This window comes from Streptomyces enissocaesilis (assembly GCF_039533765.1).
Taxonomy (GTDB): domain Bacteria; phylum Actinomycetota; class Actinomycetes; order Streptomycetales; family Streptomycetaceae; genus Streptomyces; species Streptomyces enissocaesilis.
Map to the genome: position 1 here is coordinate 32,435 of NZ_BAAAUD010000033.1, position 12,327 is coordinate 44,761.

The following is a 12,327-nucleotide window of genomic DNA, read 5'->3' on the forward strand; positions in this document are numbered from 1 at the left end:
TACGCTGGACGCATGAGTACGTTGCGCACGCGTGGCCGGGTCGACGGTCTGCCGGAGTGGGACCGCTGTGCGGTGATGGGGGTCGTCAACGTGACGCCCGACTCCTTCTCCGACGGCGGCCGCTGGTTCGACACGACCGCCGCGGTCAAGCGCGGCCTGACCCTCGTCGCCGAGGGTGCCGACCTGATCGACGTCGGCGGCGAGTCGACCCGCCCCGGCGCCTCCCGCGTCGACGCGGACGAAGAGCTGAAGCGGGTGATCCCCGTGGTGCGCGGCCTCGCCTCCGAAGGCGTCACCGTCTCCGTGGACACCATGCGCGCCGCCGTCGCCGAACAGGCGGTCGCGGCGGGCGCGGCCTTGGTCAACGACGTCAGCGGCGGTCTGGCCGACCCCGCCATGATCCCGGCGGTCGCGGCGGCCGGAGCGCCCTTCGTCGTCATGCACTGGCGCGGCTTCAGCGAGCAGATGAACAGCCGGGCGGTCTACGCCGACGTGGTCGGCGAGGTCGTGTCCGAGCTGCACGCGCGCGTGGAGGCCGTGATCGCCGGCGGCATCGCCCCCGAGCGCATCGTCGTCGACCCGGGCCTGGGCTTCGCCAAGCAGGCCGAACACGACCTGGCCCTGGTCGCCCACCTCGCCGACCTGCGCGCCCTGGGCCACCCCCTCCTGGTCGCCGCCTCCCGCAAGCGGTTCCTCGGCCGCGTACTGGCGGCCGAGGCCGGCGAGGGAGCCGCGCCGCCGCCCGCCCGCGAACGGGACGCGGCCACCGCCGCCGTCTCCGCCATCGCCGCCCACGAGGGCGCCTGGGCGGTGCGCGTCCACGAGGTACGGGCGACCGCCGACGCCGTACGGGTCGCCAGGGCCGTAGAGGGAGCCCGGTGAGCCCCACGCCCACGGACGTCGAGCAGGTCGAACTGGCCAACACCGCGTTCTACGAGGCCGTGGAGCGCGGTGACTTCGAGGAGCTGTCGACGCTCTGGCTGGAGGACGAGGTCTCCTGCGTCCACCCGGGCTGGCCGGTGCTGACCGGGCGCGGCGAGGTGCTCCGCTCGTACGCCCTGATCATGGCCAACACGGAGTACATCCAGTTCTTCCTCACGGACGTGAAGGTGACGGTGCTGGCCGACGCCGCGGTGGTGACCTGCACCGAGAACACGCTCAGCGGCGGCCCGGCCGAGGAGGCCGGCGAGCTGGGCCCGCTGGTCGGCCAGCTGATCGTGGCCACCAATGTGTTCCGACGCACCCAGGAGGGCTGGAAGCTGTGGTCGCACCACGGGTCTCCCGTTCTGGCCGAAACCGATGACGAAGAGGACGACGAGACACCCGCCTGAGTGGGTAGGGGCCTGTGGAAGATTGGCGTCCGGACTCCCTGGGTAGGGGCGGCTACCAGCCGGACGAGCTTCTGTCCATAGCCCCCGTGGGCGGCCGCTGTCAGTACTCGCAGGTAGATTCGGGCGAGGGTGGCAGGCCGACCGCACTCGGCAGGTGCCCTTGTTCTCTACGACAGCAGGAGTGATTCGCGTGGATCGTGTCGCGCTGCGCGGCCTCAAGGCCCGTGGGCACCACGGCGTGTTCCCCCGGGAGCGCGAGGAAGGCCAGACCTTCATCGTCGACCTGGTTCTCGGTCTCGACACCCGCCCCGCGGCGGCCGACGACGACCTGGCGAAGACCGTGCACTACGGCGTCGTGGCGGAGGAGGTCGTGGAAGTCGTCCAGGGCGAACCGGTCGACCTGATCGAGACGCTCGCCGAGCGGATCGCCCAGCAGTGCCTCAAGCACGACGGCGTGGAGGAGGTCGAGGTCTGCGTCCACAAGCCGGACGCCCCGATCACGGTTCCCTTCGACGACGTGACCATCACCATCACCCGGAGCCGAGTATGAACCGCACACCGAGTGACCCCACCGTGCAGCCGGTACCCGCCTCCGTGGTGGAGCAGGTGGACGCCGCGGACATCACGCTGTCCAACCCGAAACGGGCCGTGATCTCCCTCGGCTCGAACCTCGGCAACCGTCTGGAGACCCTCCAGGGCGCGATCGACGCCCTGGAGGACACCCCGGGCCTGCGGGTCAAGGCCGTCTCCCCGGTGTACGAGACGGAGCCCTGGGGCGTCGACCCCGGCACCCAGCCGTCGTACTTCAACGCGGTGGTCGTCATCAAGACCACCCTGCCGCCGTCCTCCCTGCTGGAGCGCGGTCAGGCCATCGAGGAAGCCTTCGACCGGGTCAGGGAGGAGCGCTGGGGTCCGCGCACGATCGACGTGGACATCGTGGCGTACGCCGACGTGGTCTCCGAGGACCCGGCCCTCACCCTCCCCCACCCCCGCGCCCACGAGCGGGCCTTCGTGCTCGCCCCGTGGCACGACGTGGACCCCGAGGCCCAGCTGCCCGGCCGCGGCCCCGTCGGGGAGCTGCTCGACGGCGTCGGCGCGGGCGGCGTACTCCCCCGCCCCGACCTGGAACTCCGTCTGCCCGAGTAGTCGTTAGGCTGACGGGCCGGTACGGACCGGTGGCGGACCGGCAGTGGCCGTGACCTGATGATCGTGACTGGATGATCGTGACCGCATGTGAGGGGCGCTCTCGGTGAAGCAACTTCGGCTCGGGCTGCTGGCCGGCCTCTTCGCCGCGGCAGGAGTCCTGTCCTGGGGCGCCGCCCGGCTCTGGGACACGGTCGGCACACTGCCGAGCGTGCCGCTCGCGGCGCCCGTCGTGCTGGCCGTGATCGCCGTCGTGCTCCTGGCGACCGCCCTCTCGATCCGCTCCCGGCTGCGCGCCCAGCGTGAGCGCCGGCCGGGCGCGAAGGGCGTGGAGCCGCTGATGGCGGCCCGTGCGGTGGTGTTCGGCCAGGCGAGCGCGCTCGTCGCGTCCCTGGTCTGCGGAATGTACGGCGGCGTGGGCGTCTTCCTGCTGATGAACAGCCTCGACGTCCCCGCCCGCCGGGACCAGGCCATCTACGCGGGCCTGTCCGTCCTGGCGGGCGCGGGCGTCGTCGCGGCGGCCTTCTTCCTGGAGCGGGTCTGCAAGCTCCCCGACGACGAGGACCAGGGCACCGCCCCGGCGGTCTGAGCCCTTCCGGGCCGGTGGGCCGGCGCGGGAGGCTCGGGAGCGTCCTTCGGGCTTCCCGCAGGCGCCCTACAGCAGCGTGCCGCCCTCGACGCGGGTCTGCGCGAGGATCACGTCCAGCCGCTCCCGTACGCCGTCGGGCAGCTCCACCCGCGCGGCCGCCAGGTTCTCCTGGACGTGGGCGGGCGTACGGCTGCCGGGGATCGGCACGACGTGCTCGTCCTGGTGCAGCAGCCAGGCCAGCGCCAGCTGCGCCGGGGTGATCGAGAGCTCCTCGGCGACGGCCCGCACCGGCGCGAACCGGTCCTTGTTCATCTGCTGGTTGGCGGCGTCGAAACGCGGCATCTGCCGCCGGAAGTCGCCCTCCTTCACCTCGCCGACCGTACCGGTGAGGAAACCGGCGCCCAGCGGCGACCAGGCGACGAGGCCCACCCCCAGCTCACGGGCGGCGGCCAGCAGCTCCGGGTCCACGGGCCGCCACATCGACCACTCGGTCTGCACGGCCGTCACCGGGTGCACCGCGTGCGCGGCGCGCAGCTGTCCGGCCGTCACGTTCGAGAGCCCCAGGTGGCGCACCAGACCGGCACTGACCAGGTCGGCCACGGCGCCCACGGTGTCGGCCAGCGGCACCTGCGGGTCCGGGAAGTGCGGGTAGTACAGGTCGATGCGGTCGGTGCCCAGCTCGCGGAGGCTGGCCTCGGCGTAACCGCGTACGTGCTTGGGGTCGGCGTTGACCGCCAGCTCGCCCAAGGCGAAGCCGACCGGGAAGGGGTGCGCCTCGACGCCCTCCGGGAGCCGGAAGCCGAACTTGGTCGCGATGACGACCTCGTCGCGCCGGCCGCGCAGGGCCCTGCCGACGAGCCGCTCGTTGTGGCCGTCCTGTCCGTGGCCGTCGGAGGTGTCGACGAAGGTGGCACCCGCGTCGAGCGCGGCGAGCATCGCCCGCTCACCGCGCTCGTCGTCGATCTCTCCGTAGACCCCGGGCGAGAGGACCATCGCGCCGAAGCCGAGCGCGGACACGTCCAGGCCGCCCAAGCGGCGTATGGACAGCAGATTTTCAGCCATGCGCCCGATGCTTGCGCAACACCGCTTCCAGTAGCGGAAGTCGGCCGGATCTCAGCGGGCCATGATCAGGCTCATCGCCTCGTTGCGCGTCGCCGCGTCCCTGAGCTGCCCGCGCACCGCGGAGGTGATGGTCTTCGCGCCGGGCTTGCGGATGCCGCGCATCGACATGCACATGTGCTCGCACTCGATGACCACGATCACGCCGCGCGGCTCCAGGATCTCCATCAGGGAATCGGCGACCTGCGTGGTGAGCCGCTCCTGCACCTGCGGGCGGCGGGCGAAGACGTCGACCAGCCGGGCCAGCTTCGACAGGCCGGTGATCTTGCCGGTGGTCGCCGGGATGTACCCGACGTGGGCGACCCCGCGGAACGGGACCAGGTGGTGTTCGCACGTACTGAACACCTCGATGTCCTTGACCAGGATCATCTCGTCGTGGCCCAGGTCGAACGTCGTCGTCAGCACGTCCTCGGGCTTCTGCCACAGACCGGCGAATATCTCCCTGTACGCCCGCGCCACGCGCCCCGGTGTGGCCAGCAGCCCCTCCCGGTCCGGGTCCTCCCCGACCGCGATGAGGAGCTCACGCACGGCGTTCTCGGCCCGCTTCTCGTCGAACTCGCCGATGGAGCCTTCGCCGTCCAACGTCACCGGGTCGGTCATCTGTGCCTCGTTCCTGTGCTTTCACATGCCGCAAACGTGCAGGCGTACGAAAACGCCGCGTCCCCCAGGCTAAAACCTGGGGGACGCGGCGTTCATTCCGGGCCCGCGGGAGCGCCGGAGCGATCAGCTCTCGGGGCGCTCCTCGGGGACCGCCTCGGTGGCCGGGGTGTCCACGGGGCCGGCCGTCACCGCGGGAGTCACACCGTTGGCAGTGGCGCCATTGGTGAGGGAGAGCTCCTTCGGCGAGAGCACCGGCGGCCGGGTGGACGGCGTACGGCGGGAAGAGCCGGTCCACGCGGGGCGGGCCGGGCGCTTCACGATCGGGCTGAAGATCTCGGCGATCTCCTCCTTGTTCAGCGTCTCCTTCTCCAGGAGGGCCAGAACCAGGTTGTCGAGAACGTCGCGGTTCTCGACGAGGATCTCCCACGCCTCGTTGTGCGCGGTCTCGATGAGCTTCTTGACCTCTTCGTCGACCAGCGCGGCGACCTCTTCCGAGTAGTCGCGCTGGTGACCCATGTCACGGCCGAGGAACGGCTCGGAGCCGTCCTGGCCGAACTTGATCGCGCCGAGGCGCTCGGTCATGCCGTACTGCGTGACCATCGCGCGGGCCGTGGCGGTGGCCTTCTCGATGTCGTTCGAAGCGCCCGTGGTCGGGTCGTGGAACACCAGTTCCTCGGCCGCACGGCCGCCCATCATGTAGGCGAGCTGGTCCAGCATCTCGTTGCGCGTGGTCGAGTACTTGTCCTCGTCCGGGAGCACCATCGTGTAACCGAGGGCGCGCCCGCGGGACAGGATGGTGACCTTGTGCACCGGGTCGCTGTTCGGAGAAGCCGCCGCGACCAGGGCGTGTCCGCCCTCGTGGTACGCGGTGATCTTCTTCTCCTTCTCGCTCATGATCCGGGTCCGCTTCTGCGGTCCGGCCACGACACGGTCGATCGCCTCGTCCAGCGCGTGGTTGTCGACCAGCTTCTTGTCGCTGCGGGCGGTCAGCAGGGCCGCTTCGTTCAGCACGTTCGCCAGGTCGGCGCCGGTGAAGCCGGGCGTACGACGGGCGACGGCCCGCAGGTCGACCTCCGGCGTGACCGGCTTGCCCTTCGCGTGCACCTTGAGGATCTCCAGGCGGCCCATGAGGTCCGGACGGTCGACCGCGATCTGCCGGTCGAAGCGGCCCGGGCGCAGCAGCGCCGGGTCGAGGATGTCGGGCCGGTTCGTGGCGGCGATCAGGATGACGCCGCCCTTCACGTCGAAGCCGTCCATCTCGACGAGCAGCTGGTTGAGGGTCTGCTCGCGCTCGTCGTGACCGCCGCCCATGCCGGCACCGCGGTGCCGGCCGACGGCGTCGATCTCGTCGACGAAGACGATCGCCGGGGCGTTCGCCTTGGCCTGCTCGAAGAGGTCACGCACCCGCGAGGCACCGACACCGACGAACATCTCGACGAAGTCGGAACCGGAGATCGAGTAGAACGGGACGCCGGCCTCGCCCGCGACAGCACGCGCGAGGAGCGTCTTGCCCGTACCGGGCGGCCCGTACAGCAGCACGCCCTTGGGGATCTTGGCGCCGACGGCCTGGAACTTCGCCGGCTCCTGGAGGAACTCCTTGATCTCGTGGAGCTCCTCGACCGCCTCGTCGGACCCCGCCACGTCGGCGAACGTCGTCTTCGGGGTGTCCTTGGTGATGAGCTTGGCCTTGGACTTCCCGAACTGCATGACCCGGGAGCCGCCGCCCTGCATCTGATTCATCAGGAACAGGAAGACGACCACGATGAGGACGAAGGGGAGCAGGGAGAGCAGAATCCCGACGAAGGCGTTCTGCTTGGTGGGGGAGACCGTGTAGCCCTTTTCGATGTCCCCGCTGTCGAACTTCGACTGCAGCTTGTTGGCGAGCGCGACGCCCTGGTCGCCGATGTAGCTCGCCTGGATCTTGCTGCTGTCCTTGACCTTCTGGCCGTTCTTCAGCTCGACCTTGATGACCTGTTCGTCACCGGTCGTCAGCTTGGCCTGCTTGACCTGGTTCTTGTCGATCGTCTGGACGACCTCGGCAGTGTCCACCGTCTTGTAGCCGCCGGACGAGCCGACAACCTGCATCAACACGACCACGGCGAGGACGGCCAGCACGATCCACATGACCGGCCCACGGAAGTATCGCTTCACGTCCATCCATACGGGGCGGCAGTCGCCCCGTCCCTCCTGCCCGTAGGTAAATGCTGCTGGTTAAAAAGACTGTTCTTCGGACGGTACCCCAGCATTGTCACCCGCGACTGCCGGGGACGGCCGGTGAACCTGCCTTCCCCTGCTCCAACGGCGGGACACGGGTGGAGGTTCCCGGCAAGCGGGGCACGGCTCGGCCCGGCCGGCTCAGCCGCCGTAGACGTGCGGCGCGAGCGTGCCGACGAAGGGCAGGTTCCGGTACTTCTCGGCGTAGTCCAGGCCGTAGCCGACGACGAACTCGTTGGGGATGTCGAAGCCGGCCCACTTCACGTCGAGCTGGACCTTCGCCGCCTCGGGCTTGCGCAGCAGCGTGCACACGTTCAGGGAGGCGGGCTCGCGCGATCCGAGGTTCGACAGCAGCCAGGAGAGCGTCAGGCCCGAGTCGATGATGTCCTCGACGATCAGGACGTGCTTGCCCTTGATGTCGGTGTCGAGGTCCTTGAGGATGCGCACCACACCGGAGGACTGGGTGCCCGCGCCGTACGACGAGACGGCCATCCAGTCCATCGTGACGGGGGTGGACAGGGCGCGCGCCAGGTCCGCCATGACCATCACGGCGCCCTTGAGGACACCGACGATCAGCAGGTCCTTGCCCGCGTACTCCGCATCGATCTTCGCGGCCAGTTCGGCCAGCTTCGCGTCGATTTCTTCCTTGGTGATGAGCACCGACTTGAGGTCGGTGCCCATGTCCTTCTCGTTCACCCGGGTCACTTTCGTAGTGCTTCAGCGCATCAGCCCTGCCGAATGACCAGTCTGCCACCCTGCCGCCGCGCCTCCACCCGGCCGGGGAGGTTGATGACTCCCTGCCCGCGCCAGCCGGTGATCAGCCGGTCGACCTCTTCGACGTGCCGCGCGAAGAGCGCTCCGGCCGGTGAGCCCGCCGAGATGGCCGCCCGGCGCAGCACGCGGCGGCGTACGGCCGGGGGCAGGGCGTAGAGCTTGACGCACTCCAGGTGGCCGGATTCGTCCCGTACGGACGCGTCCGCCTCGGCGGCCCAGCCGTCCAGCGCGTCGGCGTCGTCCCGGGAGAGCTGCGCCGTCCGGGCCAGGGCTTCGACGACGCCCTTGCCGAGCGCCTTCTCCAGGGCCGGCAGGCCGTCGTGGCGCAGTCGCGAGCGCGTGTAGGCGGGGTCGGTGTTGTGCGGGTCGTCCCAGACGGGCAGCGACTGGACCATGCACGCCTTGCGGGCGGTCTGCCGGTCCAGCTGGAGGAAGGGCCTGCGGTAGCGGCCGGCGCCGGTCACGGCGGCCATGCCGGACAGCGAGCGGATGCCGGAACCGCGGGCGAGGCCGAGCAGGACCGTCTCGGCCTGGTCGTCGCGCGTGTGGCCGAGCAGGACCGCGGCGGCGCCGTGGCGCTCCGCGGCGGCGTCCAGCGCGGCGTAGCGGGCGTCGCGGGCGGCCGCTTCGGGGCCGCCGCCGCGGCCGACGGTCACCGCGACGGCCTCGACGGGGTCGAGGCGCAGCCCGGCGAGGCGGTGGACGACCTCGCCGGCCCGTGCGTCGGAGCCTTCCTGGAGGCCGTGGTCGACGGTGACGCCCCCTGCCCGGATGCCGAGCTTGGGCGCTTCGAAGGCGAGGGCGGAGGCGAGCGCCATGGAGTCGGCGCCGCCGGAACACGCGACCAGCACGAGCGGCGGGGGCGGCTCGTGCGGGGGCGTGCCCGGTGCGGTGACCGGTGTCGCGCGTGAGGTGATGTCGTTGAGTACGTCGTGGAGTACGCGGCGGACCGCCAGGCGTATCGCTGCGACCGCAGGATGGGGACCCATGTCCGGTGCCCTTCGGTGAAGTTGGGGGTGCCTCGGGAGGAGAAGCCAGTCACTCAGAGTGCGTCGATGGTGACAGAGCCGAGCCATTACCCGAGCATCGCACGCCTACTCAGCCCTCACGGTCCCTCGGATGGGTGATTGAAGGGGCGTTCTCCTGCCGTCGGCCGGATCCGGATCACGACTCTGCCCTACGGTGCACCCGCGCGACCCAGTCCGCCGGTTTGGCGATCTCGGCCTTGGTGGGAAGCGTGTTCGGGGAGGTCCAGGCCCGGTTGAAGCCGTCCATCCCGACCTCCTCCACCACAGCGCGCACGAAACGCTCACCGTCGCGGTACTGACGGAGCTTGGCGTCCAGACCGAGCAGCTTGCGCAGGGCGAGGTCGAGGCGGCTCGCGCCGCTGGCCCTGCGCTGCTGGAACTTCTCCCGGATCTCGGCGACGGAGGGCACCACGTCGGGGCCCACCCCGTCCATCACGAAGTCGGCGTGGCCTTCGAGCAGCGACATGACCGCGGTCAGGCGGCCCAGGATCTCGCGCTGGGCGGGGGTCTGGACGATCTCGACGAGGCTGCGGCCGCCGTCCTCGCCCGCCTCGCCCTCGGGGCGGCCGCCGGCCAGCGACTGGGCCGCCTCGCGCAGCCGCTCCAGGACGGTCATCGGGTCGACCTCGGTCTCGGCGAGGAAAGACTGGATTTCGCCCTCCAGGTGGTCGCGCAGCCAGGGCACGGCCGTGAACTGGGTGCGGTGGGTCTCCTCGTGCAGGCAGACCCAGAGCCGGAAGTCGTGCGGGTCCACTTCGAGCTCCCGCTCGACGTGCACGATGTTGGGGGCGACGAGCAGGAGGCGGCCGCCGCCGGTACCGGCGGGCAGCTCGCGGGAGGGCGGGGCGAACGTCTCGTACTGCCCGAGGACGCGCGAGGCGAGGAAGGAGAGCAGCATGCCGACCTCGACGCCGGTCACCTTGCCGCCGACCGCGCCGAGCACCGCGTTGCCGGGGCCCGAGCCCCTGCGCTCCTGCATCTTGTCGAGCAGCGGCCGCAGCACTTCCCGGAACCCGGCGACGTTCGCCTTGATCCAGCCGGCCCGGTCGACGACGAGGACCGGGGTGTCCTGCGGCTCGTGCCCCTCGGGGATCATCCGTGTGAAGGAGCGGACGTGCTCCTCGGAGGCCTTGGCGTGCCGGCGGAGCTCGGCGACGACGGCTCGCGCCTCGTCCCGGCTCACGTCGGGGCCCGGCCTCACCAGTCGGGTCGCGGTCGCCACCGCGAGGTTCCAGTCGACCATCTCCGCACCACTGATGCTCGTCATGCGTCAACCGTACGTTGTCGACCGGGCCCGCGGTCAGGTGTCGCCCTCCACCCGTACCCCTGAACTTCCTCGGGGTTCACGTACGTCCCGGCCGCCCGCCGGAGGGCTCGCAGCCGCAGTTGGCGATCGTGGAGGCCAGCCGGTCCAGGGCGGACTGGGCCGCGGCGGGGTCCTTGGCGCCCTCGGCGAGGAAGGCGAAGGAGAGGAGCCGGCCGTCCGCGTCGACGACGGTTCCGGCCAGGGCGTTAACGCCGGTGAGGGTGCCGGTCTTGGCGCGGACCATGCCCGTGCCCGCGGAGTCCTCGGTGTACCGGTTCTTCAGGGTGCCGTTGAAACCGGCCACGGGGAGGCCGGTCAGGACGGGCCGCAGCTCGGGGCGGGCCGGGTCGGCGGCGCGGGCCAGGAGTCCGGAGAGCAGGGCGGCCGGGACGCGGCCGGCGCGGTCCAGGCCGCTGCCGTCGGCGAGACGGGCGTCGGCCAGCGGCAGCCGGAGCTTCTTCAGCCGCGCCCCGACGGCCCTGCCCGCCCCTTCGAAACTGGCCGGTTCGTCCGAGGCGAGCGCGGTCTGGCGGGCGAGTGCCTCGGCGAGGTCGTTGTCGCTGTGGGTGAGGGTGCGCTCGACGAGGGCGGAGAGGGGCGCGGAGAGGGTCCTGGCGACCGGTGCGGCGCCGCCGGGCGCCTTCCCGGGGGCGGGGGCCCGCTTCACCTCGACGCCGCGTTCGCGCAGCATTTCGGCGAAGGCGCGGGCGGCGTCGCCCGCCGGGTCGGTGCTGCGCGGGGCGGGACCGTGGCGGGAGCCGTCGAGACGGCCCTCCTCCAGCATCAGTGGGGTGACGGGGCTGATGTTCTCGTTGGGGCCGATGGGGTGAAGGGCGGGTCCCGAGTACAGCGAGACGTCGTACGCCAGCTCCGCCTCGGTGACACCGCGGTCCCGCAGCACCCGTACGGTGTCGTCGGCCAGGGAGGCCAGGTCGTCCCGGTCGAGCGTGGGGTCGCCGCCGCCGGCCAGCACGACCTTCTTGCCGTCGGGGACCGCGGTGACGGTGGTGGCGATGCGGTGGCCGGGGCCGAGGGCCAGGAGCGCGGCGGCCGTCGTCGCGATCTTGACGGTGGACGCCGGGACCAGCCCGTCCGCGTCGCCCTTCCCGTACACCTGGGTGCCCGTCGCGGTGTCGAGCACCGACGCGGTACGCACCGTGCCGAGCGCGGGGTCGCGCAGCAGCGGTCCGAGGGCGTCCGCGAGCGCGCCGGGGGCCGGCGGCGGTACGGGCGAACCGAGCGCGGTGAGCACACCGGGCGCGCTGGGGGCGGGCGCCGGGGCGGCGGGCGGCGGCGGTTCGTGACGTGCGCCACCTTTCCCCGTGCTCCCGTGGCCCCGGGAGGCGGCCCACGCCCGCTCGGCCTTACGCTGACCGGAGTCCCAGGGGCCCGCCGCGGCCACCGCACCGGCGGAGAGGGCGAGACCGGCCACCGCCGCGACCGTCGCGAGCTGCCATGTTTTTCGCTCCGGCACCTCGGACCAGCCCCTTTCGCGATCACACACCTGCGTGAGGGACACTTAACCACTGCGTGTTGCCGGGAGCGTGACGCCCCGGCTCGTCCGGCCTACCGAACCGGCCGGGAGGTCTGGGGGTCCCTCCCCAGGAGGACGCAGCACCACCCGAAGCATGTGCTGATCATGGAGGAGCCACCCGTGGAGTTCGACGTCACCATCGAGATCCCGAAGGGTTCGCGGAACAAGTACGAGGTGGACCACGAGACCGGTCGGATCCGCCTGGACCGTCGACTCTTCACTTCCACGAGCTACCCGGCGGACTACGGCTTCGTCGAGAACACCCTCGGCGAGGACGGCGACCCGCTGGACGCGCTCGTACTGCTGGACGAGCCCACGTTCCCCGGCTGTGTCATCAAGTGCCGCGCGATCGGCATGTTCCGGATGACCGACGAGGCCGGCGGCGACGACAAGCTGCTGTGCGTCCCGGCGTCGGACCCGCGGGTGGAGCACCTGCGCGACATCCACCACGTGTCGGAGTTCGACCGCCTGGAGATCCAGCACTTCTTCGAGGTCTACAAGGACCTGGAGCCCGGCAAGTCCGTCGAGGGTGCCGACTGGGTCGGCCGCACCGAGGCCGAGGCCGAGGTCGAGGCCTCGTACAAGCGCCTCCAGGCGCAGGGCGGCAGCCACTGACGAGCCCCCGGGCTCACGCGACACCACGACGGCGGGCGGTGCACCCCAACGGGGGCGCACCGCCCGCCGTGTGT

Annotated in this window: 13 protein-coding genes; 6 read left to right on the plus strand and 7 right to left on the minus strand. The window is 71.3% G+C overall.

Features of this window, described 5'->3' with window-relative positions:
• The first annotated feature begins 12 nt into the window (after window positions 1-12).
• The 5 genes from folP (at window position 13) to ABD374_RS14985 (ending at window position 3,063) form a co-directional block, all read left to right on the plus strand.
• Window positions 13-882 (plus strand): dihydropteroate synthase, encoded by an 870-nt coding sequence (gene folP / locus ABD374_RS14965; RefSeq protein WP_344495318.1) that lies wholly within the window; start codon window positions 13-15, stop codon window positions 880-882.
• On the plus strand, window positions 879-1,331 hold the full coding sequence (locus tag ABD374_RS14970) for a nuclear transport factor 2 family protein (protein WP_344495320.1): 453 nt from the start codon (window positions 879-881) through the stop codon (window positions 1,329-1,331). The genes folP and ABD374_RS14970 overlap by 4 nt, the downstream gene beginning before the upstream one ends.
• 190 nt (window positions 1,332-1,521) lie before the next feature.
• Window positions 1,522-1,881 (plus strand): dihydroneopterin aldolase, encoded by a 360-nt coding sequence (folB, locus tag ABD374_RS14975; RefSeq protein WP_093799744.1) that lies wholly within the window; start codon window positions 1,522-1,524, stop codon window positions 1,879-1,881.
• A complete protein-coding gene (gene folK, locus ABD374_RS14980; RefSeq protein ID WP_344495323.1) occupies window positions 1,878-2,477 on the plus strand; it encodes a 2-amino-4-hydroxy-6-hydroxymethyldihydropteridine diphosphokinase in 600 nt (199 codons plus the stop codon). The genes folB and folK overlap by 4 nt, the downstream gene beginning before the upstream one ends.
• A gap of 103 nt (window positions 2,478-2,580) precedes the next feature.
• On the plus strand, window positions 2,581-3,063 hold the full coding sequence (locus ABD374_RS14985; protein WP_344495325.1) for a DUF3180 domain-containing protein: 483 nt from the start codon (window positions 2,581-2,583) through the stop codon (window positions 3,061-3,063).
• A 66-nt stretch (window positions 3,064-3,129) separates the two neighbouring features.
• Here the strand turns inward: ABD374_RS14985 and ABD374_RS14990 are convergent, their stop codons facing one another.
• The 7 genes from ABD374_RS14990 to dacB all read right to left on the minus strand — a co-directional run bounded on the left by ABD374_RS14990 (window position 3,130) and on the right by dacB (window position 11,578).
• Window positions 3,130-4,125, minus strand: a complete 996-nt coding sequence (locus tag ABD374_RS14990) for an aldo/keto reductase (protein WP_344495327.1) — start codon at window positions 4,123-4,125, stop codon at window positions 3,130-3,132.
• A 51-nt stretch (window positions 4,126-4,176) separates the two neighbouring features.
• The gene (folE, locus tag ABD374_RS14995) at window positions 4,177-4,782 is read right to left on the minus strand and encodes a GTP cyclohydrolase I FolE (RefSeq protein WP_344495329.1); all 606 of its coding nucleotides are present in this window, start codon (window positions 4,780-4,782) and stop codon (window positions 4,177-4,179) included.
• Window positions 4,783-4,905: 123 nt separating this feature from the next.
• A complete protein-coding gene (gene ftsH, locus ABD374_RS15000) occupies window positions 4,906-6,939 on the minus strand; it encodes an ATP-dependent zinc metalloprotease FtsH (RefSeq protein WP_344495331.1) in 2,034 nt (677 codons plus the stop codon).
• 198 nt (window positions 6,940-7,137) lie between these two features.
• On the minus strand, window positions 7,138-7,677 hold the full coding sequence (gene hpt, locus ABD374_RS15005) for a hypoxanthine phosphoribosyltransferase (protein ID WP_344495412.1): 540 nt from the start codon (window positions 7,675-7,677) through the stop codon (window positions 7,138-7,140).
• Between the two features lie 44 nt (window positions 7,678-7,721).
• Window positions 7,722-8,759, minus strand: a complete 1,038-nt coding sequence (gene tilS / locus ABD374_RS15010; RefSeq protein ID WP_344495333.1) for a tRNA lysidine(34) synthetase TilS — start codon at window positions 8,757-8,759, stop codon at window positions 7,722-7,724.
• Window positions 8,760-8,934: 175 nt separating this feature from the next.
• Complete coding sequence (locus ABD374_RS15015; protein ID WP_344495335.1) at window positions 8,935-10,065, minus strand: zinc-dependent metalloprotease; 1,131 nt, start codon at window positions 10,063-10,065, stop codon at window positions 8,935-8,937.
• Window positions 10,066-10,141: 76 nt separating this feature from the next.
• Window positions 10,142-11,578: a D-alanyl-D-alanine carboxypeptidase/D-alanyl-D-alanine endopeptidase gene (gene dacB, locus ABD374_RS15020; protein ID WP_344495337.1), complete on the minus strand. Its 1,437-nt coding sequence runs from the start codon at window positions 11,576-11,578 to the stop codon at window positions 10,142-10,144.
• Window positions 11,579-11,758: 180 nt separating this feature from the next.
• Here dacB and ABD374_RS15025 point away from each other — a divergent pair, with 180 nt between their 5' ends.
• Complete coding sequence (locus ABD374_RS15025; protein WP_069930540.1) at window positions 11,759-12,253, plus strand: inorganic diphosphatase; 495 nt, start codon at window positions 11,759-11,761, stop codon at window positions 12,251-12,253.
• Window positions 12,254-12,327: the final 74 nt, after the last annotated feature.

What these genes read in the sequence shown, in the direction of transcription:
- folK (WP_344495323.1), top strand. Translation starts at nt 1,878, where the DNA reads ATGAACCGCACACCGAGTGACCCCACCGTGCAGCCGGTACCCGCCTCC.
- hpt (WP_344495412.1), bottom strand. Translation starts at nt 7,677, where the DNA reads ATGGGCACCGACCTCAAGTCGGTGCTCATCACCAAGGAAGAAATCGAC.
- ABD374_RS14990 (WP_344495327.1), bottom strand. Translation starts at nt 4,125, where the DNA reads ATGGCTGAAAATCTGCTGTCCATACGCCGCTTGGGCGGCCTGGACGTG.
- folE (WP_344495329.1), bottom strand. Translation starts at nt 4,782, where the DNA reads ATGACCGACCCGGTGACGTTGGACGGCGAAGGCTCCATCGGCGAGTTC.
- ftsH (WP_344495331.1), bottom strand. Translation starts at nt 6,939, where the DNA reads ATGGACGTGAAGCGATACTTCCGTGGGCCGGTCATGTGGATCGTGCTG.
- ABD374_RS15015 (WP_344495335.1), bottom strand. Translation starts at nt 10,065, where the DNA reads ATGACGAGCATCAGTGGTGCGGAGATGGTCGACTGGAACCTCGCGGTG.
- tilS (WP_344495333.1), bottom strand. Translation starts at nt 8,759, where the DNA reads ATGGGTCCCCATCCTGCGGTCGCAGCGATACGCCTGGCGGTCCGCCGC.
- folP (WP_344495318.1), top strand. Translation starts at nt 13, where the DNA reads ATGAGTACGTTGCGCACGCGTGGCCGGGTCGACGGTCTGCCGGAGTGG.